Source organism: Streptomyces sp. ID05-26A (assembly GCF_033794685.1).
Taxonomy (GTDB): Bacteria; Actinomycetota; Actinomycetes; order Mycobacteriales; family Pseudonocardiaceae; genus Lentzea.
On record NZ_JARAYZ010000003.1, the window covers coordinates 597,090 to 620,936 of the forward strand.

Annotated in this window: 18 protein-coding genes; 14 read left to right on the top strand and 4 right to left on the bottom strand. The window is 68.8% G+C overall.

Features of this window, described 5'->3' with window-relative positions:
• Positions 1 to 17 precede the first annotated feature (17 nt).
• From PV646_RS30055 to PV646_RS30070, 4 genes are read left to right on the top strand one after another with little or no spacing between them, the layout of a single operon-like run.
• Positions 18 to 839 (top strand): carbohydrate ABC transporter permease, encoded by an 822-nt coding sequence (locus PV646_RS30055; protein WP_500345870.1) that lies wholly within the window; start codon positions 18 to 20, stop codon positions 837 to 839.
• Positions 836 to 1,717: a carbohydrate ABC transporter permease gene (locus tag PV646_RS30060; RefSeq protein WP_500345651.1), complete on the top strand. Its 882-nt coding sequence runs from the start codon at positions 836 to 838 to the stop codon at positions 1,715 to 1,717. The genes PV646_RS30055 and PV646_RS30060 overlap by 4 nt, the downstream gene beginning before the upstream one ends.
• A 10-nt stretch (positions 1,718 to 1,727) precedes the next feature.
• Positions 1,728 to 2,996: an ABC transporter substrate-binding protein gene (locus tag PV646_RS30065; protein ID WP_500345652.1), complete on the top strand. Its 1,269-nt coding sequence runs from the start codon at positions 1,728 to 1,730 to the stop codon at positions 2,994 to 2,996.
• A complete protein-coding gene (locus PV646_RS30070; RefSeq protein ID WP_500345653.1) occupies positions 2,993 to 4,138 on the top strand; it encodes an enolase C-terminal domain-like protein in 1,146 nt (381 codons plus the stop codon). The genes PV646_RS30065 and PV646_RS30070 overlap by 4 nt, the downstream gene beginning before the upstream one ends.
• A 33-nt stretch (positions 4,139 to 4,171) precedes the next feature.
• On the opposite strand, the gene PV646_RS30075 is transcribed toward PV646_RS30070, so the two are convergent.
• Positions 4,172 to 4,936, bottom strand: a complete 765-nt coding sequence (locus tag PV646_RS30075; RefSeq protein ID WP_500345654.1) for a pectate lyase — start codon at positions 4,934 to 4,936, stop codon at positions 4,172 to 4,174.
• A gap of 173 nt (positions 4,937 to 5,109) precedes the next feature.
• Between PV646_RS30075 and PV646_RS30080 the strand changes: the two genes are divergently transcribed.
• The 7 genes from PV646_RS30080 (at position 5,110) to mmuM (ending at position 14,961) form a co-directional block, all read left to right on the top strand.
• The gene (locus PV646_RS30080; RefSeq protein WP_500345655.1) at positions 5,110 to 6,042 is read left to right on the top strand and encodes a pectate lyase family protein; all 933 of its coding nucleotides are present in this window, start codon (positions 5,110 to 5,112) and stop codon (positions 6,040 to 6,042) included.
• Positions 6,043 to 6,285: 243 nt separating this feature from the next.
• A complete protein-coding gene (locus tag PV646_RS30085; RefSeq protein ID WP_500345656.1) occupies positions 6,286 to 9,162 on the top strand; it encodes a glycoside hydrolase family 48 protein in 2,877 nt (958 codons plus the stop codon).
• A gap of 11 nt (positions 9,163 to 9,173) precedes the next feature.
• Entirely contained in the window at positions 9,174 to 10,448 is a 1,275-nt protein-coding gene (locus PV646_RS30090) for a lytic polysaccharide monooxygenase (protein WP_500345657.1), read from the top strand.
• The gene (locus PV646_RS30095) at positions 10,433 to 10,900 is read left to right on the top strand and encodes a hypothetical protein (RefSeq protein WP_500345658.1); all 468 of its coding nucleotides are present in this window, start codon (positions 10,433 to 10,435) and stop codon (positions 10,898 to 10,900) included. Before PV646_RS30090 ends, PV646_RS30095 begins: the two co-directional genes overlap by 16 nt.
• Before the next feature lie 20 nt (positions 10,901 to 10,920).
• Complete coding sequence (locus PV646_RS30100) at positions 10,921 to 12,669, top strand: glycoside hydrolase family 6 protein (RefSeq protein ID WP_500345659.1); 1,749 nt, start codon at positions 10,921 to 10,923, stop codon at positions 12,667 to 12,669.
• Between the two features lie 233 nt (positions 12,670 to 12,902).
• Complete coding sequence (locus tag PV646_RS30105; protein WP_500345660.1) at positions 12,903 to 13,925, top strand: LacI family DNA-binding transcriptional regulator; 1,023 nt, start codon at positions 12,903 to 12,905, stop codon at positions 13,923 to 13,925.
• A gap of 142 nt (positions 13,926 to 14,067) precedes the next feature.
• Positions 14,068 to 14,961, top strand: a complete 894-nt coding sequence (mmuM, locus tag PV646_RS30110) for a homocysteine S-methyltransferase (RefSeq protein ID WP_500345661.1) — start codon at positions 14,068 to 14,070, stop codon at positions 14,959 to 14,961.
• Between the two features lie 49 nt (positions 14,962 to 15,010).
• Here the strand turns inward: mmuM and PV646_RS30115 are convergent, their stop codons facing one another.
• The 3 genes from PV646_RS30115 to PV646_RS30125 form a co-directional block, all read right to left on the bottom strand.
• Positions 15,011 to 16,276, bottom strand: coding sequence for a CE1 family esterase (locus PV646_RS30115; RefSeq protein ID WP_500345662.1), 1,266 nt, complete (start codon positions 16,274 to 16,276; stop codon positions 15,011 to 15,013).
• Positions 16,277 to 16,293: 17 nt separating this feature from the next.
• Positions 16,294 to 17,619 (bottom strand): extracellular catalytic domain type 1 short-chain-length polyhydroxyalkanoate depolymerase, encoded by a 1,326-nt coding sequence (locus tag PV646_RS30120; RefSeq protein WP_500345663.1) that lies wholly within the window; start codon positions 17,617 to 17,619, stop codon positions 16,294 to 16,296.
• Between the two features lie 115 nt (positions 17,620 to 17,734).
• On the bottom strand, positions 17,735 to 19,111 hold the full coding sequence (locus tag PV646_RS30125) for an endo-1,4-beta-xylanase (RefSeq protein ID WP_500345664.1): 1,377 nt from the start codon (positions 19,109 to 19,111) through the stop codon (positions 17,735 to 17,737).
• Positions 19,112 to 19,586: 475 nt separating this feature from the next.
• On the opposite strand from PV646_RS30125, the gene PV646_RS30130 reads away from it, so the two are divergent.
• From PV646_RS30130 to PV646_RS30140, 3 genes are all read left to right on the top strand, one after another.
• Positions 19,587 to 20,921, top strand: a complete 1,335-nt coding sequence (locus PV646_RS30130; protein ID WP_500345665.1) for a glycoside hydrolase family 6 protein — start codon at positions 19,587 to 19,589, stop codon at positions 20,919 to 20,921.
• Between the two features lie 218 nt (positions 20,922 to 21,139).
• Positions 21,140 to 22,183 (top strand): LacI family DNA-binding transcriptional regulator, encoded by a 1,044-nt coding sequence (locus PV646_RS30135; RefSeq protein WP_500345666.1) that lies wholly within the window; start codon positions 21,140 to 21,142, stop codon positions 22,181 to 22,183.
• 198 nt (positions 22,184 to 22,381) lie between these two features.
• Entirely contained in the window at positions 22,382 to 23,830 is a 1,449-nt protein-coding gene (locus PV646_RS30140; protein WP_500345667.1) for a glycoside hydrolase family 62 protein, read from the top strand.
• Positions 23,831 to 23,847 lie beyond the last annotated feature (17 nt).

Here is a 23,847-nt window from a genome sequence, read left to right on the forward strand (position 1 = left end):
CCCCGACGCTGGTGCTGATGGGGGTGTTCCTGGTCTACCCGATCGCGAGCGTCGGGTGGTTCAGCCTCCGTCAGCACACCGTCACGCAACCGTGGAAGAACGGCTTCATCGGGTTCGAGAACTTCCGGCGGATGCTGTTCGAGGACGAGCTGTTCTGGCAGAGCCTCGCGTTCAGCGCCAAGTGGGTCGTCGTCGAAGTCGGTCTGCAGCTGGTGCTGGGGCTCGTCCTCGCACTGATCGTCAACGAGACGTTCATCGGCCGCGCGCTGGCCAGGGCACTGGTCTTCTCGCCGTGGGCGGTGTCCGGCGTCCTCACCACGGGCATCTGGATCCTGCTCTACAACCCGTCGACGGGGATCTTCCAGCAGCTCGCCCAGTGGGGCATCGGCGATCCCGGCACGTCGGTGCTCGGCAACCCGGAGACCGTGTTCCCCGCGACCGTCGTCACCGAGCTGTGGCGAGGGGTGCCGTTCTTCGCGATCCTCCTGCTCGCCGACCTGCAGACCATCCCCGGCGACCTGTACGAGGCCGCGTCGGTCGACGGTGCCGGGCGGTGGCGCCGGTTCATCAGCGTCACCCTGCCGCACCTGCGCGACGCGATCGTGCTGTCCACGTTGCTGAGGGCGGTGTGGGAGTTCAACAACGTCGACCTCATCTACACGCTCACCGGTGGTGGACCGGCGAACCAGACGACCACCCTGCCGCTCTACGTGGCGCGCAAGGCCGTGGACTCGCACGACTTCGGTTACGGGTCGGCACTGACGATGGCCGGCTTCGTGATCCTGCTGTTCTTCTCGATCTTCTACCTGAGGGTGTCCAAATTCGGGAGCCGGGCATGACCCAGACGCTGACTCGTCCGAAGACGGTCGTGCCGCCACCTCCGGCGCCACCTCGACGCAAGAAGCACCGCGATCCGAGCCGGTACTTCCGGCTGCACCTGCCGTTGGTGCTCTACCTGCTGTTCACGCTGATCCCGTTCTACTGGATGGTCGTCTTCGCCTTCCGGCCCGCGGGGGAGACCTCGCTCGTGCCGTGGCCGATCACGTTCGAGCACTTCGACACCGTGTGGAACGGCGTCGGTTTCGGGTTGTTCTTCCAGAACAGCCTGATCATCGGGGTCGGCACGCTGATCACCGTCACCGTGTTCGCGCTCATGGGCGGCTACGCGCTGGCGCGCTTCAAGTTCCGCGGACAGCGGGTCTTCCTGCTGGCGCTGCTGTGCACGCAGTTCATCCCCGGCGCGATGATGCTGATCCCGCTGTTCGTGATCTTCAAGTCCGCCGGGCTGCTGAACAGCCTGACCGGCCTGGTGATCGCCGACACCGCGTTCCAGCTGCCGCTCGCGCTGATCCTGATGAGCGGGTTCGTGCGCAACGTTCCGATCGAGCTCGAAGAGGCCGCGATGGTCGACGGCTGTTCGCGGTTGCGCGCGTTCTTCGCGGTGACCCTGCCGCAGCTGGTGCCGGCCATCGTGGCCGTCGGGTCGTTCGCGTTCATCGGTGCCTGGAACAACTTCCTGTTCGCGCTGATGTTCGCGAGCAGGCAGGACAAGTTCACGCTGCCGGTCGGACTGAGTTACGCGCTGGGGGAGTTCAACACCGACTTCGGGGCGCTCGCGGCGGGTGGCGTCATCGCCGCCGTGCCGGTCGTGCTGGTTTTCGCTGTCGTGCAGCGGTTCCTCGTGCAGGGACTGAGCGCGGGCGCGGTCAAGGGATGAGGGAGAGAGCATGAAGAGACTGCTGGTCGCGCTCGCACTGGTGGCGAGCGCGTGTTCCGCGACGCCGGACGGCCCGACGACGGTCACGTTCTGGGACAACAACGGCGGCCCCGGCCGCACGCCGATCTACCAGGAGCTGATCAAGCGGTTCGAGGCGGCGAACCCCGACATCAAGATCGCCTACGTGGGCGTTCCCAGTTCGTCGGTGCAGCAGAAGTACGACACGGCCATCGCGGGCGGATCCACGCCGGACGTCGGTGGCGTGACCACGTCCTACCTTGCGCATTTAGTCGGGCAGGACGCGCTCGAACCGGCCGACGAACGCGTCGAGAGCGGTGACCTCAAGGGGAAGCTCCTCAACGGCCTCCTGGAGACCGTGCGGCAGACCGCGCCCGACGGCAAGCTCTACGCCGTTCCCGCGTCGGGCAACATGGACGTGATCTGGTACCGGTCCGACCGGTTCGAGGAGAACAAGATCCCGGAACCCCAGACCTGGGACGAACTGGCGCAGGCGGCCGCCAAGCTGACCAAGCCCGCGGACAACCAGTACGGCTTCACGATCCGCGGCGGAGCCGGATCGGTCTTCCAGCTGCTGTCCGAGGCGTACTCCTACTCCGGTGTCGAGAAGTTCTACGACGGCGGCAAGAGCACCGTCGCCGACCCGCGCAACGCCGAGCTCGTGCGCAAGGTCGCGGAGATGTACAAGAAGGCCACCCCCGAGGCCGACGTGAACAACAACTACACGCAGATGGTCGCCCAGTTCACCGGTGGCGCGGTGTCGATGATGCACCACAACCTCGGTTCGACCGCGGACGTGATGAAGGCCCTCGGCCCGGAACGCGTCAGCGCCATGCCGTTGCCGAAGGGGCCGTCCGGCAAGCGGACCGTGGTGCCGAACCCGACGGACGGCTTCGCGGTGTTCAAGGGCTCGAAGAACCGGGACGCGGCCTGGAAGTTCGTCGACTTCCTGGTCTCGGCGGAGAGCAACGGCTACTGGAACGAGAAGGTCGGCCAGATCCCGGCGAACACCGACGTGCGCGGAGCCGAGTGGATCCAGAAGAACCCGGCCGTGAAGATGGCGCTCGGCGTGCTGGAGGACCCGTCCACCGTGCTCGTGCCCGCGCCGGTCTACCTGCCGGAGTACTCCTCGATCACCAAGACCGACACCGAACCGCTGTACCAGAAGGTGTTGCTGGGCCAGATGTCCGCGCAGGAGTTCCTCGACCAGCTCGCGGCCAAGCTCACCACCGCCCAGCAGGACTGGGAGAAGCGCAAGTGATCGAACGGGTGGTGGTGCGGACGTTCAAGACCACGGCGGCCACGTCAGTCGACCCCGAGGGGCACCGGCATCCGGCGCCCGAGCACGAGGTGGTCGAGGCGCTGCTGGAGATCACCGACACCGACGGCGTCACCGGGTACTGCCAGGTGCAGCCCGACCAGGTGCGGCCGGCGGTGCTGGACAAGCACGTGCGGCCGGTGCTGCTCGGCCAGGACCCGTGGGACCGCGAACGGCTGTGGCGCCTGCTGGCCCGGCGGCAACGCGGATCGCACGGCGGGTTCACCGACCGCGCGCTCGGGTTCGTCGACCAGGCGCTGTGGGACCTCGTGGCACGCCGCGCGGACCTGCCCGCGTGGAAGCTCGCCGGCGGTGCTCGTGACCGGATTCCGGCTTATGCCAGCACGATGTGCGGTGACACGGAGGGCCTCGCGACACCGGCCGACTACGCGGACTTCGCGAAGCACCTCGTGTCGGTCGGCTATCGGGCGATCAAGTTGCACACCTGGATGCCGCCCATCCCCGGTGCGCCGAGCGTCCCCCGTGACATCGAGGCGTGCCGGGCCGTGCGCGAGGCGGTGGGACCGGACGTCGCGCTGATGCTCGACGCGAGTCACTGGTACTCGCGCACCGAGGCGTTGAGGCTCGGCAGGGCGTTGCAGGAGCTGGACTTCTACTGGTTCGAGGAACCGATGGAGGAGGCGTCGATCAGCTCCTACCGGTGGCTCGCGGAGCAGCTCGACATCCCGGTGATCGGCCCGGAGGTGGCGTGGGGCAAGCACTTCACCCGCGCCGAGTGGATCACGTCCGGCGCGTGCGACGTGCTGCGGGCGGGCCCGGCGGGCAGCGGCGGCATCACGCCGGTGCTCAAGACCGTGCACCTCGCGGAGTCGTTCAACATGGACTGCGAGATCCACGGCAACGGGTCGGCCAGCCTCACCGTGCTCGGCGCGACCGACGCGGGCCGCTGGTACGAGCGAGGGCTGCTGCACCCGCACGTGGACTTCGACCGGGTTCCGCCGCACCGGAACGCCATCGCCGATCCGCTGGACGAGAACGGGCTCGTGACGTTGCCGCGGATTCCCGGAATCGGGGACGACTGGAATTTCGAACACATAGGAGTTCACACTCTTGAAGTGTGGTGAGAAATGCCCCGGCCGGCGGCCGGGGCATTTCCTCTACTTGTAGGTGATGTCCGAGGACTTGAACAGGCAGTTCGTGCTGTCCGCCCCGGTGCCGATTTTCTTCGGTTCACCGCTGGTGGTGCCCTGGTACTTGTCGCAGATCGCGATCTTCTTGCTGCTGTCCCCGACGATCGTGATCTTCGAGAACCGCGCTGTGTCGCCGTAGTTCGTGTTGATGCCGACCAGCGTCTTGCCGGGGGAGAACGCGGTGATGTTCTCCAGCACGACGTGCCTCTTGTGCTGCGTCTTGCAGTTGCCGCAGGACCGGTAGAGCTTGCCGAAGTCGTCCACCTGGAAGTTGCGGATGACCATCGTGCCCGGCCCGTTGTGCTGGAAGACCTTGTCCGACGCCTTGCGCGCGCCGCCACCGCTGATGGTCATGGTCTGCGAGGACGACGTGCCCTTGAACGTGGCCGCGTCCTCGCCGACGTCCTCCCACCAGACGTTGGAGAGCGTGCAGGTGCCGAGGCAGTGGACGCCGTCCGCGGCCGGCGAGCCGAGCACGACGTTCCTCAGCGTCGCGCCGTCGGCCAGCTGGAAGATCGGGTCCTGGCCCTCGTTCTGGCCGCCGGAACCGAGGTTGCCGGTGCCGTAGAACCGTTGCATTCCGCCGTCGTAGCCGCTCGATCCGACCTTGATGGTCGCACCGACCGGTTTCGATCCGGACGGGGTGGGAAAGGTGCTGCCCGCAGCCTGTGCCTGAGGTGCGAGAAAGGCTGCCAGTGCGGCGGCCAACACCAGTGGTGCCAGTTTCTTCATGTGCGCTCCGCATGCAGGGGGATGCGCGGCGGTAATTCGATGGTAGAGCGGTGATCTATTCTGTCAACTCGTTTCGATTGTTCGATTCGAATATCTTCGAAATGGTTGACCGCTCGCGCGGACACTGGTTGTGTGAGATGTACCGCCGCTCACCGATTTTGGGAGAGCGAGTAATGATTCCAAAACGCGCAGCATTGATTTCAGCCGCCGCGCTGGTACTCGGCGCGGTGTCCGTTCCCCAGGCGGCCGCAGCCCCGTTCGGGCTGGTCGGCTGGGCCACTCAGGGAGGTGGCACGACGGGTGGTGGCAGCGCCACGCCGGTCACGGTCACCACGGCGTCGGCGTTCGTCGCGGCCGCGAAGGCGTCGGGCTCAGCGGTGATCCGGGTCTCCGGCACCATCTCGCTGTCGAGCATGACGAAGGTCGCCTCGAACAAGACCATCGAGGGTGTCGGCTCGAGCTCGGCGATCACCGGTCAGGGCCTGAACATCGCCAACGCCTCCAACGTGATCGTGCGCAACCTCAACTTCAAGAGCTGGGGCGACGACGCGATCAACGTGCAGTACTCCACCCGCGTGTGGATCGACCACAACACCTTCTCCAACGGCTACGACGGCGCGCTCGACGTCAAGCGGGCCTCCGACTACGTCACGGTGTCGTGGAACAAGTTCACCAGCCACAACAAGACGATGCTGCTGGGCCACAGCGACGACAACGGCTCAGAGGATCGCGGCAAGCTCCGGGTGACCTACCACCACAACTGGTTCGACGGAACGCAGCAGCGCCACCCGCGCGTGCGGTTCGGCAACCCGGTGCACGTCTACAACAACTATTACGGCGGTGTGACCGACTACGGCGTCGCGTCGACCGTCGAGGGCGGGGTCCTGGTCGAAGGCAACTACTTCGAGAACACCCAGGACCCGTTCCACCGCGGCGAGGGCAGTTCACCCGGTGGATCGCTCGTGGCGCGCAACAACCACTTCGTCAACTCGGGAACGGGTGACCAGGGCGGCTCCGTGAAGAGCGTGCCCTACTCCTACCCGCTCGACGGCGCGAGCAGCGTGAAGAGCGTGGTCACCGCCGGTGCGGGCGCCGGACGCGGCTGACGAGACCAGGGGGCGCCCGAAGTGGCGTGGGCGCCCCCACCCTCGTCTGGGACCGCTCCCAGGATTCCACTCGAAGAGAGCAGTAAGAGGAACCGGTAGCGCAACCCCCGATGCGTCATCAGGCGTAGTGGGCAGGGTCATCTGGCAGAACATCGGCTGCACCGGCGGCCACTTGGCCGATGTGGTCCACGTTACAGTGCCGTGAACTCTGGGAGCGCTCCCAGTTGTCGAGAGGGCGGCGGCATGACTCGACGAAAAGTGGCGTTGACGGTTGCGGCGGTGGTGTTGGTCGGCGGAACTCCCGCCGTCGCGGCACCGCTGGCGGTGGCCTGCACCGTCACCTACCAGATCACCAACGAGTGGAACACCGGATTCGGCGCGGCCGTGTCGATCCGCAACGACGGGGAGGCACTCAACGGCTGGAACCTGACCTGGACGTTCCCGGACGGCCAGCGCGTCACCCAGGGCTGGAGCGGCAACTTCACGCAGACCGGCGCCGTGGTGAGCGTGACCAACCCGGCCTGGGCGCCCGCGCTCCCGTCGGGTGGCACCGCGCAGGTCGGCTTCAACGGCAGCAAGGGATCCGCGAACCGGCCCCCGACGGACTTCGCCGTCAACGGCGTGTCCTGCACCGGGCCCAACCAGTCGCCGTCCGTGGCACTGACGGCACCCACCAGCGGCAGCAGCTTCACCCTGCCCGCCACGATCCCCCTGGCGGCGACCGCGCAGGACACCGACGGCACGGTGGCCAAGGTCGACTTCTACGCCGGTGACACGCTCATCGCGACCGACACCAGCGCGCCGTACACCGGCACGTGGACGTCGGCGCCGGCCGGTGACCACAGCATCACCGCGCGAGCCACGGACAACCGTGGCGCCACCACGGCCTCGGCACCGGCCGCGGTCAAGGTCCTGTCCGGACCCGCGGTGGTGGCCTCGCCGAGCACGGTCTCGGTCAAGCAGGGCCAGTCGGCGACGTTCGACGTCTCCCTGGCCACGGCACCGAGCCAGCCCGTCACGGTCACGATCGCCCGCAGCGGCAGCACCGACCTGACGGCGACCCCGACGACGCTCACGTTCTCCGGCACCGCGAAGCAGACGGTGACGGTGGCGTCGGCGAACAACGGCGGTGCGCTCGGCACGGCGACGTTCACGGCCTCGGCCACCGGGTACAGCCCGGCGAGCGTCACGGTCAACGAGATCGATCCGTCCACTTCGGACTTCAACAAGGCGTTCCTCGACCAGTACAACAAGATCAAGGACCCGGCGAGCGGCTACTTCCGCAAGTTCGGCGACCTGCTCGTGCCCTACCACTCGGTCGAGACGCTGATGGTGGAGGCACCGGACCACGGTCACCAGACCACGTCCGAGGCGTTCAGCTACTACCTGTGGCTGGAGGCGAGCTACGGCCGCGTCACCGGGGACTGGGCACCGTTCAAGTCCGCGTTCGCGTCGATGGAGAAGTTCATCATCCCCGCGAAGGCCGACCAGCCGACCAACGACAAGTACGACCCGTCGAAGCCGGCGACCTACGCGCCGGAGCACCCGAGGATGGACGCCTACCCGTCGACGCTGGACGGCACAGTCCCGGTCGGGCAGGACCCGATCGCGGCCGAGCTGAAGACCGCGTACGGCAACTCGGACGTCTACGGCATGCACTGGCTGATCGACGTCGACAACACCTACGGCTTCGGCCGGTGCGGTGACGGCACGACGGCGCCCGCGTACATCAACACCTACCAGCGCGGCTCGTCGGAGTCGGTGTGGGAGACGATCCCGCAGCCCTCGTGCGACACGTTCAAGCACGGCGGTCCCAACGGCTTCCTGGACCTGTTCACCAAGGACGCGTCCTACGCCAAGCAGTGGAAGTACACCAACGCACCGGACGCGGACGCCCGCGTGGTGCAGGTGGCGCTGCTGGCCCAGCAGTGGGCGACGGCGCAGGGCAAGGCCGGTGACATCTCCAGCGAGATCGGCAAGTCCGCGAAGATGGGCGACTACCTGCGGTACGCCATGTTCGACAAGTACTTCAAGCGCATCGGCAACTGCAACAGCCCGTCGTCGTGCCCCGGCGCGACCGGTAAGAACAGTGCGCACTACCTGATGTCCTGGTACTACGCCTGGGGCGGCGCGACCGACACGTCGGCCGGTTGGGCGTGGCGCATCGGTGATGGTGCCTCGCACCAGGGCTACCAGAACCCGTTGGCGGCGCATGCTCTCGCGAACGTGCCGGCGCTCAAGCCGTTGTCCGCCACCGGGCAGCAGGACTGGGCGACGTCGCTGAGCAGGCAGCTCGAGATGCTGCAGTGGCTGCAGTCGGCCGACGGCGGTCTCGCCGGTGGCGTGACGAACAGCTGGGAGGGCCAGTACGCCTCACCTCCCGCCGGCACGCCGACGTTCTACGGCATGCACTACGACGCCCACCCGGTGTGGCGCGACCCGCCGAGCAACCGGTGGTTCGGCTTCCAGGTGTGGGGCATCGAGCGCACGGCCGCGCTGTACCGGCTGACCGGTGACGCGCGGGCCAAGAAGATCCTCGACAAGTGGGTGCCGTGGGCGATCGCGAACACCACGACCGGCACGAACTTCCAGATCCCCTCGGACCTCGAGTGGTCGGGAGCGCCGGACACGTGGAACGCCACCAACCCCGGCGCGAACGCGAACCTGCGGGTCCGCGTGCTCAACCGCAACCAGGACGTCGGCATCGCCGCGTCGTACGCCAAGGTGCTGCTGAACTACGCGGCGCGGTCGGGCAACGCCTCGGCCAAGACCACGGGTGAGGCGTTGCTGACGTCTCTGCTGTCGCACCAGGACAGCCTCGGCATCGCGACCCCCGAGACCCGCACGGACTACAACCGGTTCGACGACGTCTACAACACCAGCACCCGCGAGGGGCCGTACGTGCCCAGCGGCTGGACCGGGCGGATGCCCAACGGTGACCAGATCGGTCAGGGCTCGTCGTTCTTGTCGATGCGGTCGATGTTCCGCAACGACCCGCAGTGGCCGAAGGTGCAGTCCTATCTGGACGGTGGACCGGCACCGACGTTCACCTACCACCGGTTCTGGGCGCAAGCCGAGATCGCGACGGCGTTCTCCCTGCACGCCGAGATCTACGGGTGAGGAGTCCCGAGATGAGGAAACGCATAGCTCTGCTGGCAGTCGCAGCCGCGGTGGGCGCCGTTCTGGTGCACACCGGTGGCACGGCCGTCGCGCACGGGTCGATGGTCTGGCCCGGCAGCCGTACCTACCTCTGCTACGAGGACGGCCGCGCGGGCGGCGGTGGCGGCGACCTGAACCCGACCAACCCGGCGTGTGCCGCCGCGGTGGCCCAGGGCGGCAAGCAACCGTTGTGGGACTGGTTCGGCAACCTGATCAGCAACGCCGCCGGACGCCACCGGGAGATCATCCCCGACGGCAACCTGTGCGGTCCCACCACGAAGTACTCCGCCTACAACCTGACCCGTGGCGACTGGCCCACGACCCAGGTGCAGGCGAACAGCACGGTCACGTTGCGGTACAACGCATGGGCACCGCACCCCGGCACGTGGGATCAGTACGTCACCAAGGACGGTTTCGACCCGACGAAGCCGCTCAAGTGGTCCGACCTCGAGTCGGCGCCGTTCAACTCGGTGACGAACCCGCCGCTCGCCGGTGGCGAGTACGCGTGGCAGGCCCGGCTGCCCAACAAGTCCGGCCGCCACATCATCTATTCGCTGTGGCAGCGGTCGGACAGCCCTGAGGCGTTCTACAGCTGTTCGGACGTCGTGTTCGGTGGTGGCACCGGCACGCCGGACACCACCGCGCCGTCGACGCCGGGTACCCCTGTCGCTTCGGGCGTCACGGGCAGTTCGGTGAAGCTCGACTGGAGTGCCTCGACGGACAACGTGGGCGTGTCGTCCTACCGCGTCTACAGCGGTGGCCAGGTCGTCGCCACCTCCTCCACGAACTCGGTGACGGTGACCGGCCTCAGCGCGGACACCTCGTACTCGTTCACGGTGGTGGCGGCGGACTCCGCGGGCAACGCCTCGGCGGCGTCGTCGGGCGTCACGGTCAGAACCTCGACCGGTGGCGGCACCCCCACGGGTTCCTGCACGGTGGCGTACACGCGGCCGAGCACGTGGAACGGCGGGTTCACGGCGAACGTGTCGGTGTCGAACACGGGCACCAGCGCGATCAGCGCGTGGCAACTCGTCTGGGCGTTCCCGTCCGGGCAGCAGCTGTCGCAGGCCTGGTCGTCGACCGTCACGGTCGCGAGCGGGCAGGCCACGGCGAAGGGCGTGTCGTACAACGCGGACATCCCGGCCGGTGGCTCGGTGTCGTTCGGGTTCAACGCCACGACGACGGCCACGCCTCCGACCGATCCGACGTCCTTCACGCTCAACGGATCCGCGTGCGCCATCCGGTGACGAGGGCCCTGGTCGCCCTCCTGGTGGTGGGTTCGGTCGCGTTCGTCCTCCTCGTCGGGCGCGCCGAACCCACCCCAGACCTCAGCCGAGGTGTCGACGGCATCGGCGCGTGGCTGCACGCGCTGACCGACGAGTGCGCGACCGTCAAGCGGGGCGACGACTTCACGGACTTCGCCGGTCCGGTTCGGTCGAAGGTCTACGCGCCGTTCATCGCGGAGTGGGGGACCTGCGCCAAGCCGCCCTACGAGCGGCTCGGGCTGCTGGTCCTGAAGCCGGGCCTGGAACAGGCCTGGCGGACGGCGCTCGCGAAGGGCGAGGTCCGGGGCGACCCGGACCTCGCCTTCGGGGACGGCTTCGCCCTCACCGGCTCGATCGGCATGGAGTACATCGGCCTGAAAAGACTTGAGTGCACGCCTGCGGCGTGTTCGCTCATTGAGATAAAGCACCATTGAGAGACAGGAGATCCGGAGCGATGAAGCTCAACGGACAGAGGCGGTGGGCCGCGGCGGGAGTCGTGGTCGCCACCGTCGTGGCGACGCTCGGGGTGGCCATGAGCGCACCCGCGGGCGCCGCACCGGGATGCCGTGTCGACTACACGGCGAACCCTTGGGGCGGCGGAGGTTTCGGCGCCGCGGTGAAGATCACCAACCTCGGTGACGCCATCTCGGGCGGCTGGACGCTGAAGTTCACCCTCTCCGGCAGCCAGCGCGTGGCACAGGGCTGGAGCGCGAACTGGACCCAGTCCGGCCAGAACGTGACCGCGACGAGCCTGTCGTGGAACGGCAACCTGGGCACCGGCGCGTCCACCGACCTCGGTTTCAACGGCAGCGGCGCCGCGAGCGGTGACGCGAACCCGGCGTCGTTCACGCTGAACGGAACGGTCTGCACCGGTGGCACAGTGCCGACCACGACGACGACCACCACCACCACCACCACGACCACGACGTCCAACGGTCCTGGCCCCGGCCCGGGTCGCGTCGACAACGCGTTCGTGGGCGCGAAGCAGTACGTCAACCCGGACTGGGCGGCCAAGGCGAACGCGGAGCCCGGCGGCAGCCGGGTCGCGAACCAGCCGACCGCCGTGTGGCTCGACCGCATCGCGGCGATCGCGGGTACGGCGGACTCTCGCGGCCTGGTCGGACACCTGGACGAGGCGGTGCGCCAGGCGGCGGGCTCACCACTCGTCATCCAGCTGGTGATCTACAACCTGCCGGGTCGTGACTGCTCGGCCCTCGCGTCGAACGGTGAGCTCAAGGCGACCGAGATCGACCGCTACAAGTCGGAGTACATCGACCCGATCGCGGCGATCCTCGCCAGGCCGGCCTACTCGGGCCTGCGGATCGTCACCACGGTCGAGATCGACTCCCTGCCGAACCTCATCACCAACGTCTCGCCGCGCCCGACCGCGGTCGCCGCTTGCGACACGATGAAGTCCAACGGCAACTACGTGACGGGTGTCGGCTACGCGCTGGCGAAGCTCGGTGCGGTGCCGAACGTCTACAACTACCTCGACATCGGCCACCACGGCTGGATCGGCTGGGACGACAACTTCGGCGCGACGGCCGACCTGCTGTTCCAGGCGGCGAACGCGTCCGGCAGCACGAAGTCGAACGTGGTCGGCTTCATCGCCAACACCGCGAACTACGGCGCGCTGAAGGAGCCGCACTTCAAGATCGAGGACTCGGTGAACGGCACGTCGGTGCGCCAGTCGAAGTGGGTGGACTGGAACCGCTACGTCGACGAGCTGTCCTACGCCCAGGCGTTCCGGCAGCGGGCCGTCCAGGCGGGCTTCGACTCGAACATCGGCATGCTGATCGACACCAGCCGCAACGGCTGGGGCGGCAGTGCCCGGCCGACGGGCCCCGGCCCGACGACGAGCGTGGACGCGTACGTCAACGGCGGCAAGCTGGACCGCCGCATCCACCTCGGCAACTGGTGCAACCAGTCGGGTGCGGGCCTGGGCGAGCGCCCGAAGGCGGCACCGGAGTCGGGTATCGACGCGTACGTGTGGGTCAAGCCTCCGGGCGAGTCCGACGGTGCGAGCGAGGAGATCCCGAACAACGAGGGCAAGGGCTTCGACCGGATGTGCGACCCGACGTACACCGGGAACGTGCGCAACGGCAACAACCTGTCGGGATCACTGGGCAACGCCCCGATTTCCGGCAAGTGGTTCTCGTCGCAGTTCCAGGAGCTCATGCGGAACGCCTACCCGGCGCTCTGACCTGAGGATGTGAACGTGCTCATGCGGCCGGTCCCTCGTTTGGGGCCGCGCCGTGTGGGCACGCTCTTCCTGCCTGGCACAGTTTTCTGTCCAGCAAGTTTCCAGACAGTGCGGAATTCGTCTGGACCACCCGAAAAGCGCAATGTTAACGCGCACATAACTCTTGATGTCATCAGAAGGTGCTCCCTATGGTGTCGGCACGCTCACTGAGCGCAAGCGCGAGAGGAGGCTGTGTGGTCACCATCGCGGACGTCGCAAGGCACGCCGGGGTCGCCCCGAGCACGGTCTCCTACGTCCTCACGGGCAAGCGGTCGATCTCCGCGGACACGAAGTCGAGAGTCCGCGACAGCATCCGGGCACTGGGCTACCAGCCGCACGCCTCCGACCGCACGGCGTCGGCGGGCCGGACGAACGTGATCGGGCTGGTCCTCCCGCTGCGCGCCGGAACCCACCTGCCCGCGGTGATGCGCTTCGTCACCGCGGCGGTGACGACCGCCCGCCGCTACGACATGGACCTGTTGCTGCTGACCGCGGACGACGGCGCCGCGGGTCTGCGCCGGGCCGCGAACAGCGCCCAGGTCGACGGTTTCCTCGTCATGGACGTGGAGATGGACGACGACCGCGTGCCCCTGCTGAGGCAGCTGACCAAGCCGTCCGTCCTCATCGGACATCCGGCGGCCGCGCGCGGACTCACCTGCGTGGACCTCGACTTCGAGGCCGCGGGGGCGAAGTGCGTCGACCACCTGGCGGACCTCGGCCACCGCTCCATCGGTTTCCTCGGCGCGCCGAGCGCGGTCTACCGGCGTGGCACCGGTTTCGCGCACCGCACCATGAACGGGTTCAGCGCGGCCGCCATGCGCCGGGGAGTCGCCGCGACGGCGCTGTCCGTCGAGGGTGACCACGACTCGGTGCTCAGGGCGACCAAGGCTCTGATCCGCGCCCACCCGTCGATGACGGCGCTGGTGGTGCACAACGAGGCCGCGCTCGGCTGGATCACCACCTGCCTGCGCGCGGCGGGCCGCCAGGTCCCCGGTGACGTCGCCGTGGTCGCGATCTGCCCGGACGAACTGGCCGAGCAGACCTCACCGCTGCTCACCTCGGTGCGGCTGCCGGCGGAGGAGCTCGGCAGGCACGCCGTCGACCTGCTCGTCGCGAAGCTCGAGGGGAAGCAGGCTCCACCCCTGATGTTGTTGCCGCCCCGGCTGTCCCGCCGGGCGAGCACCCCGGATCCGGCCGCGCACCGCGGTACGGCCTGACCGGGCGGTTGCCGGGATCGCGTCCGTGCGTGTGGACATGCGGCGCACACACGCGGACGTTCCCGGCGGCCGTCCCTGGAGGAGTGCGCGATCTGTGACTGTCGCGCACTCCTCCTCCCTTCCCAGGCCCTAGAATCGCCGGGTGGAACTGGCAGAAGCTTTGGCGCACAGGGTCGTCGTGCTCGACGGCGGGATGTCGACGGCACTGGAACAGGCCGGGCACGACCTGTCCGACGAACTGTGGTCGGCGCGGCTGCTGCTCACCGACCCGGACGCCGTGCGCGCCGCCCACCTCGCCTTCTACCGTGCGGGGGCCTCGGTCGCCATCACCGCGAGCTACCAGGTGAGCTTCGCCGGTTTCGAGCGGCACGGCATCGGTGATGACGAGACCGCGCGCCTCTTGCGTTCCAGCGTCCAGCTCGCCCGCTCGGCAGCGTCCGAAGTGGAGGGACAGCGCTGGGTGGCGGCGTCGATCGGTCCGTACGGGGCCGTGCTGGCGGACGGCTCGGAGTACCGGGGCCGGTACGGCCTGTCGAGGCAGGACCTCGCCGACTTCCACCGCCGCCGGCTGGAGACGCTCTGCTCGGCCGAGCCGGACGTGCTCGCCGTCGAGACGATCCCGGACGTCGACGAGGCCGAGGCGGTGCTGGACGTGGTGCGCGGCAGCGGTGTGCCCGCGTGGCTCTCGTACAGCGTCCGCGGTGACAGGACCTGCGCGGGCCAACCGCTGGAGGAGGCGTTCGCCGCCGTGTCCGGTGTGGACGAGGTGATCGCGGTCGGGGTGAACTGCTGCGCGCCGGAGGATGTGACGGAGGCGGTGGCCGTGGCGCGCCGGGTGACCGGGCTGCCGGTCGTCGTCTACCCGAACAGCGGGGAGACCTGGGACGCGCAGGAGCGGTCGTGGACCGGGGCCGGCACCGGGATCGCGGCGTCGGCGGGGGAGTGGGCCGACGCCGGTGCCCGGCTGGTCGGAGGATGCTGCCGCACTGGTCCAGAGGGGATCGCGGTGCTGGCGGAGGCGCTGGAGAACCGCTGAGCCCCGGGTGCGGTCACGACCCTTGGGGTGGGCCGTGACCGCAGCCAGGTCACACGATCTGGCACGTGCGCCCGTTGAGGCTGAACCAGTCCGGCTTCCCGATGCCGCCCGTGTGCGTCGCCTGGAAACCGAAGGTGACCGACGCGCCGGGTGCGATCTGCCCGTTGTACGAGGCGTTCGTCGCGGTCACCTGGCCGCTGGAGGGCGAGTAGGTCGCACTCCAGCCGCCCGTGATCGTCTGCCCGCCGGGCAGCGCGAACACCAGCGACCACCCGTCCACGGGCGTCGTGCCGGTGTTGGTGAGGGTGATGTTCGACGTCAGGCCCTCCGCCCACGCGTTGATCGTGTCGCTCACCCGGCACGGCCACTGGGTCGGCAGGGGAGTGGACGGCGTGGTGCTCGGCGGAGTGCTGCCGCCGAACTGGGTGATGAACTTCCAGGCCTCGCCGGAGGTCCAGGTCTGCCACCCGTCACCGCCGGAGTCGATCGGCGCCGGGGTGTGCCCGCCGTCGAACGCCGCCCACACCACGGGGTACCCCGCGCGACAACCGCTGTAGGTCGTGACCACGTGCCTTCGGCTGCCCGCCGATGGTTCGGGGGCGTTCTGGGCGGTGCAGCCGTTGTTGCGCACGAACGTGTCGCGCAGGCCGCGGCCCAGGCCGATGCCCAGGACGTTGTCGCTGATGCCGTGGATGCCCATGTACCCGATGGGCTGCGCGCCGCCGTCGCACCCGCTGAGCTGCGCGCCCGAGTAGGCGACCACCGCGCGGAAAACGGTGGCACGGGCACAGGCCACGGCGTACGACATGCCGCCGCCGTAGCTGAAACCGCCCGCGAAGCGCTGGGTCGAGTCGATGCACAGCCCGGCGTCGAGCAACGCCACCAGGTCGTCGACGAACCTCAGGTCCTGGCCGCCGGGGTTGGCCCAGCCGTTGCCGTTGCCCTGCGGCGCCACGAAGATCGTGCCGTTGTTCGCGGCGTCGGAGAGCTTGCGCAGCCCGTAGTAGGACCAGTTGTAGCCGTCGGAACCGCCGGAGTCGACGTCGTTCGCGGTGCCGCCGCGCCAGTGGAAGCCCACGAAGAGCCGGTACTGGCGGTTGTTGTCGTAGTTGGGCGGCAGCCGCAGGATGTACGAACGACTCTGCCCACCACTGCTGATGGTGTGCTGGCCGCTCGTCAACGCCGGTGCCTTGCCGCACCCCGCTGTACTGGCCTCGGGACCTCCCGAGGCGATCCCCGCCGCTCCCAGGAACACCACGGCGCTCACGGCGGCAGCCGCGATCACGAACCGGGACTTGCCTTTCTGGTGGAACATCGTCGTCCCTCCGGTCGTCAGGCGACGGCGCACTGCACGCCGTTGAGGGTGAACCCACTGGCAACCCCGCTGTTGCCCGTGTGCGTGGCCTGGAAGCCGATCGAGATCTGGGCGTTGGGCTGGATCTGCGCGTTGTAGGAGACGTTCGACGCCGTCACCTGGCCGGTGGAGGGGGAGTAGGTCGCACTCCAGCCACCCGTGATCGTCTGTCCGCCCGGCAGCGTGAACTGCAGCTTCCAGCCGTTCACCGCCGTCGACGACGTGTTGGTGATGGTGATCGTCTCGGTCAGGCCGGTGTTCCACGCGTTGACCGCCGCCTTGACCGAGCAGCCCTGGGACGGCGGCGGAGTCGTGGTGGTGGTCGTAGTGGTGGTGGTCGTGGGATCCGTCGACGGGCGGTCCAGGCCGAGGAACGTGATGGCGTGCCCCACCATTCCGGCGGTCGGCACGTCGTGGCCGGTGCCCTGGGCGCTGATGCCCTCGACGACGCCCGTCGCGCCGTACCGGGTGCGGGTCCAGTTCGACTGCGGCTGGTCGGTGGAGACCGGAGTCCTGCTCACGCCGTGCACGTTCGTCCACTGGTCGAGCGCCTCGCCGAAGTTCGGGTACGCCAGCGTGGTGTCGTTGGTGCCGTGGAAGAGCTGCATCCGCGGGTAGCTCCCGGTGTAGCCGGGGAACATCGCCCGCGCCTGGTCACCCCACTGCTGCGGGGTCTTCTGCAGGTTCCCGCCCGAACACTGGCTGTTCCACAGCGACCCGTCGGTCGTGGCGAAGCACCCGGCGGGGACACCGGCGAAGGCCGACCCGGCGCTGAACACGTCCGGGTACTCGGCGGCCAGCACGTTGGTCATCATCGCCCCGGAGGAGATACCGGCGACGACGATGCGCGCCGGGTCGACGTTGTACCGCTGCCGTGCGTGCGACACCATCGACATGATGCCGGTCGAGTCGCTGCCTCCGTTGCGGCGCAACGCGTTCTGCGTCGACACGTCGAAGCAGCGGCCGTCCCGCGTGGCCTCCGGGTACACGATCACGTACCCGTAGCGGTCGGCGGCGCTGACGAACTCCCGCCCGCCGCCGTTGTGCACCGCGCTCGCGGACCCGGTGCAGTAGTGCACCATCAGGAGCAGTGCCGGACGGGCCGCGAGCCGGTCCGGTGCGTACACGTACATGTTCAGGCCGGTCGGGTTGGCGCCGAAACCGGTGACCGGCACCAGGGACGCGGCGAGTGCCTGCTGCGGCACGAGGGAGAAGCCGACGGCGGCGAGCAGGGACAGCACAGCCGCGACGACGGCGACGTGCCGCGTGGTCCTGCGCCGCTGGATGGAGTTCGGGATGGTCACGACGACCTCGTTCTCTTGCTGGGAAAGGGATCGGGGCGCTGAACCGCCACGAGGCCGGCGCCCGCGGGGGACGTCACGTCCGCTCCGCGGGAGCCTGCCTCGGTGTGGGGCGGTGTCAGCGCGCCGCGCAGGACGGGTTCAGGCCCGATCCGTTGCCACTGCCCTGGAAGCCGAACTCGGTGGACCCGCCCGCGGGCACGTTGGCGTTGTAGTCCACGTTGGTCCAGTTGACCGTTCCGCTGTTGCCGCTGCGGTTCGCGCTCCACGAGCCGGTGACCGTGGCGCTCGACAAGGTGGTCGTGACGGTCCAGCCGCTCAACGCGCTGGAGCCCGCGGTGACCTTGATCGTGGCCACGAACCCTTCGTTCCACTGGTTCAGCGACACCGTCGCGGTGCAGCCGCCCGGGCCGGGGCCGTTGCTCGTCGTCGTCGTCGTGGTGGTGGTAGTGGTCGTGGTCGTCGGGCCGGGGCCGCCACCCGCGTTGAGCGCGTCCAGCGTGGAGTTGTACGCGGCCTTCTTGTTGCCGTTGCCGTCGAAGAGCAGCGGGGTGCCGGAGGCACGCCACGAGTCGGTGTCGCGGATGCCCCACACGGTGATGCCGGTGCAGCGCGCGACCGCGAGGCAGGCCTGCGTGACCCTCTGGTAGTTCTGGGCCTGCGCACTGCCGGAGCCCTCGATGTCCAGCTCGGTGATCTGCACGTCGACGCCGAGGTTGGCGAAGTTCTGCAGGGTGGTCTGGTAGTTGGACGGCACCGGGCTGTTGGGGTTGAAGTGCGACTGGAGACCGACGCAGTCGATCGGGACGCCGCGGGACTTGAAGTCCTGCACCATCCGGTACACGGCCTGGGTCTTGGCGTGCGACCAGTCGTCGGTGTTGTAGTCGTTGTAGCAGAGCTTGGCGCCGGAGTCGGCGGCGCGGGCCGCGCGGAAGGCGGCCTCGATCCAGTCGTTGCCGGTGCGCTGGAGGTTGGAGTCGCGACGCGCGCCGCTGCTGCCATCGGCGAACGCCTCGTTCACCACGTCCCAGGCGTAGATCTTGCCGCGGTAGTAGGTCGCGACCTGGGTGACGTGGTTGAGCATCGCGTTGCGCAGGGCGGTGCCGGACATGTTCTGCATCCAGCCCGGTTGCTGGGAGTGCCACGCGAGAGCGTGTCCGCGCACCCGCTTGCCCTGGTTGCGAGCCTGGTTCAGGATGCGGTCGCCGTTGCCGTAGCTGAACTGGTTCTGGTTCGGCTCGGTCGCGTCCATCTTCATCTCGTTCTCGGCCGTGACCATGTCGAACTCGCGGTTCAGGATCCCCACGTAGGTCGAGTCACCGAGCCGGCCCGCGGCGACTGCGGTGCCGAAGTACCGGCCGCTCTGCTGGGCCGCGGCACCGAGGGTGGTCGCCGCGTTGGCGACAGGGGGTGCGATCAGGGTGGCGCCGACAAACGCTGTCGCGACCGTGGCGATGATCGGGATCAGCGCCACTGACTTCGATGTCAGTTTCATCTTCCACACTTTCCGAGGTCAACCCGAATGCAGGGTGGGGGATGGGCAGGACGGATGGCCGGACCCGGTGCGCCATTGCCGGATCTCGGTGGGCGGTGAGAATTGACGGAGATGTTCCGTCGTTGCCCGCCGTTGCCGTTCCGGAGTGTCGCAGCCGTTCGTCGGCGCTCACAAGAAGTCGCCGTCGAATTCGACTGCGGTTGACCTGAACGGCCTATCGCAGATGAGGGAGCGCTCCCAACTACCACGTCACCGCCTTGATCGCATTTTCCGGAGAAGTTTCGAAACTTTCTTCTGCGGCGTCGGCCATTCACACTTCCGGCGTTGACGATTCAGTGTTCCGTGGTTACGTTGACCCGAACTCGCATTAGCTGCTCCGAAGTATGAGAGCGCTCCCGCGTCGCCGATTCTCACGTCCGGACAGCACCGGCGCTGCGAGAACCGAATCACCTCGACCGAGCGAACTGGAGACACGATGACACGGTGGAAGCGGGGCGCGAGCGCGACTCTGCTCGCGGGCGCGGCGGTGACCGGCGTGGCGGCCCTGGTGATCAGCGGCGGCGCGACCGTCAGCGCCGCCGAGTCGGCGTTCTACGTCGACCCGTCGAGTTCGAGCGCGCGGTGGGTGGCCGCCAATCCCGGCGACTCGCGGGCGGCTGTCATCCGCGACCGCATCGCGTCGGTCCCGCAGGCGCGCTGGTACACCACGACCAACACCTCGACGGTGCGGTCGGAGGTCAGCTCCTTCGTCGGCGCGGCGGCCGCGGCCGGCAAGATCCCGATCCTGGTGGTCTACAACGTCCCGAACCGCGACTGCGGAGGCGCCAGCGGTGGCGGGGCGCCCTCCCACACGGCCTACCGGGCTTGGGTCGACGAGGTCGCGGCGGGCCTCGCCGGACGTCCGGCGACGATCGTGCTGGAACCGGACGTGCTGCCGTTGATGACCAACTGCCAGAACGCGGACCAGCAGAACCAGACCAAGGCGTCGATGGCCTACGCGGGCAAGAAGCTCAAGTCGGGTTCCGGGCAGGCCAAGGTCTACTTCGACATCGGCCACTCCTCGTGGCTGACCCCGGCGGAGGCGGCGAACCGGTTGCGCGGCGCGGACATCTCCAACAGCGCCGACGGCATCTCGACCAACGTGTCGAACTACCGCGCCACCTCCGACGAGGTGAACTTCGCGAAGAACGTGCTCAACGCCGTCGGTGACGGCCGTCTCAAGGCCGTGGTCGACACCAGCCGCAACGGCAACGGTCCCGCGGGCAGCGAGTGGTGCGACCCGGCGGGACGCGCGATCGGCACACCCAGCACGACGAACACGGGCGACTCGAGGATCGAGGCGTTCCTGTGGATCAAGCTGCCGGGCGAGTCGGACGGCTGCATCGCGCCGGCCGGGCAGTTCGTGCCGCAACGGGCCTACGAGCTCGCGATGGCGGCCGGACCGATCACGACGACGACCACCACCACGACCACGACCACCACGTCGGGTGGCGGCAACCCCGGTGGCGGGTGCACCGCGACCCACCGCGTGACGAGCCAGTGGCAGGGCGGGTACTCCGCGGAGGTCGTGATCGTGAACCGCGGCGCGGCGGTCAACGGCTGGACCTTCACGTTCTCCGCGCCGGGGGTCTCGGTCACCCAGGGCTGGAACGGGACGTGGACCGACACGGGCGACCAGGTCCGGGTGGCGAACGCGGCCTGGAACGGTTCGATCGGGTCCGGTGCCCAGGTGAGCATCGGGTACAACGCCAACTACGGCGGCACGCCACCGTTCTCGTCACCGGTGCTGAACGGTGTCGCCTGCTCCTGACGCGGTGAGAAGGAGGGGTCCCCGGCCTGCACGGCCGGGGACCCCTCCGTGTCTTGGGGAGTGGGGACGGTGAAGGTGGTGGAGGAGAAGGGATCCCGGCCGCGAGGCGGCCCACGGCTCGCTCCGCCGGACCCGTCCAGCGTGTGATCACGGACTTTCCGCGGTACTTCGGGCTGGTACGCGGCCGGGTTCCCGGTGCGGCAGGAGGCGGATCTGCGGTGGGACGATCGCGCGTGACCCTGGCCGACGTGGCGGCGGCGAGCGGGGTGTCGATCACCACGGCCTCGCTCGTCCTGACCGGGCGCGCGCGGGAGCTGCGCATCTCCCAGGCGGCCGAACAACGCGTGCGGTCCACCGCGCAGGAGCTGGGGTACCGGCGCGGCACCCGGCCGGGTCCAGGGTTGTCGCGGACGATCGGCTTCGTGCTCGACACGGCCGAGGCGTCCGGCCCGGCCGGTGACGTCGTCAAGGGAGCGGTGGAAGCCGCGTACCGGCGCGGGTTCATGCTGCTCGTCAGCGAGTCCGGCGGAGATCCGGTGGTGGAACGCGCCCTGGTCGAGGCGATGCGCGACCGGCAGGCGGACGGCGTCGTGTTCGCCGCCCTGCGCACCCGGACGGCCGCGGTGCCCGGCAGCCTGCGGCACGGCCCTGCCGTTCTGCTCAACACGATCCCCGGGATCCGCTCCGGCCTTCCGTCGGTGGTGTCCGACGAGGTGCGGGGCGGTCACTCGGCGGCCAGCGTCCTCGTCGAGGCCGGGCACGTCCGCGGTGTGCACCTGATCGGCGCCGGACCGGGGCCGTACGACGTCCCGGCCCACGGCGTCGCGGCGGTGGACCGCCTCACCGGCCTGCGCGAGGTGTTCGCCGCCACGGGGGTCGAGGTGGCCGGTGCCCACCGCTGTCCTGAGTGGACGGCGGAGGAGGGGTACGAGGCGACCGGGGAGCTGCTGCGCCACCACCGGCCGGAAGCGTTGGTGTGCCTGGACGACCGCCTGGCGTTCGGCGCGTACCAGGCTCTCGCCGACGCCGGGCTCTCCGTGCCGGGCGACGTGTCCGTGCTGGGGTTCGGCGACCACCCCGTCGCGTCCTGGATGCGTCCCCGGCTCACCACGATCGCCCAGCCGCACCACGAGCTCGGCGAACGGGCGGTGGAGATCCTGCTCGAGCTGGTGGAGGGGCGTGGCTCCCGGTCCCCGTCGATCCACCGGGTGCCGATGCCGGTGCGGCTGGGCGGTTCGGTGGCACCGAGTTGTTCGCGTTAACAGACGGAAGCTCGCAGGTGTGCAGTTCAGTGCCTTGCGGCTTGGTGCAGCTAAAAGTTAGCGCTCACATTTAGCTTTGACCGCCGCGTGAACCCGTCGTTACATTGCTGAGAGCCGCCCCTGAACGCCGATCCGGCGCGGGTGATCGCCACCTGCTCCGCTGCCTGATCCCGCTCCCTCCAGCGACGAAGGGTGATCATGTTCCTCGCACGGTTCCTCCCGTCCCGGCGCGCCCGGCTCACCGCCCTGGCCGCGGTCCCGCTCATCGCGGTGACCGCGCTGACCGCGGTCGCCCAGCAGCCCGCCTCGGCCGCGCCCGGCTGTTCGGTCACGTACTCGGCACCGTCGCAATGGGACGGTGGGTTCACCGCGGCCGTCACCGTCACGAACCTCGGTGACGCGGTCAACGGCTGGACGCTCACCTGGAGCTTCGGCGCGAGCCAGCAGGTGCGGCAGGCCTGGAACGCCCAGGTGACCCAGTCCGGCGCCCAGGTGACCGCGCGCAACGTCTCCTACAACGCGGCGATCCCCACCGGCGGCAAGGTCGAGTTCGGGTTCAACGGCTCCAGCGCGGGCTCCAACCCGAGCCCGACGGCGTTCACGCTCAACGGCACCCTCTGCACCGGCGACGTCGGCCCCACCACCACGACGACCACGACGACCACGACCGGCAACCCACCGGTGGGCAGCCTGCCGTCCAGCTTCCGCTGGTCCTCCAGCGGCCAGCTGATCAGCCCGAAGCCGGACTCCACGCACGCCAACGTCGCGGTGAAGGACCCGAGCGTGGTCTACCACAACGGCAAGTACCACGTCTTCGCGTCGACCTACACCGACGGCTACAACCTGATGTACACCAGCTTCACCGACTGGTCCCAGGCGTCGTCGGCACCCCACTTCTACCTCGACCGCTCCGGCATCGGCACCGGGTACCGGGCGGCGCCGCAGGTGTTCTACTTCGCGCCGCAACGCCTCTGGTACCTCGTCTACCAGACCGGGTCGAACGCCTCGTACTCCACCACCACCGACATCTCGAACCCGTCGTCGTGGTCGACGCCGAAGAACTTCTACGCCAACGGCATGCCGCAGATCATCCGCGACAACATCGGCAACGGTTACTGGGTCGACTTCTGGACGGTGTGCGACACCGCGAAGTGCTACCTGTTCTCCTCCGACGACAACGGCCACCTCTACCGGTCGGAGACGAACCTCGCGCAGTTCCCCAACGGCTTCACCAACACGGTGATCGCCATGCAGGACAGCGACCGCAACAGGTTGTTCGAGGCGGCCAACATCTACAAGATCGCCGGGAAGGACCAGTGGCTGCTGGTGCACGAGGCCATCGGCACCGACGGCCGCCGCTGGTTCCGCTCCTGGACGGCGCCCTCGATCACCGGTCCGTGGACGGCGCTGGCCGACAGCGAGTCGAACCCGTTCGCCCGCGCGAACAACGTGACGTTCCCGAATGGACAGTGGACCCGGGACATCAGCCACGGCGAGATGGTCCGCACCAACGTCGACCAGACGATGGAGATCAGCCCGTGCAAGCTCAGCTACCTGTACCAGGGCATGGACCCCAGCGCCGGCGGTGAGTACAACCGGCTGCCGTGGCGGCTCGGCCTGCTCACCCAGACCAACTCCACCTGCTGATCCCGGGGCCGGTGCCG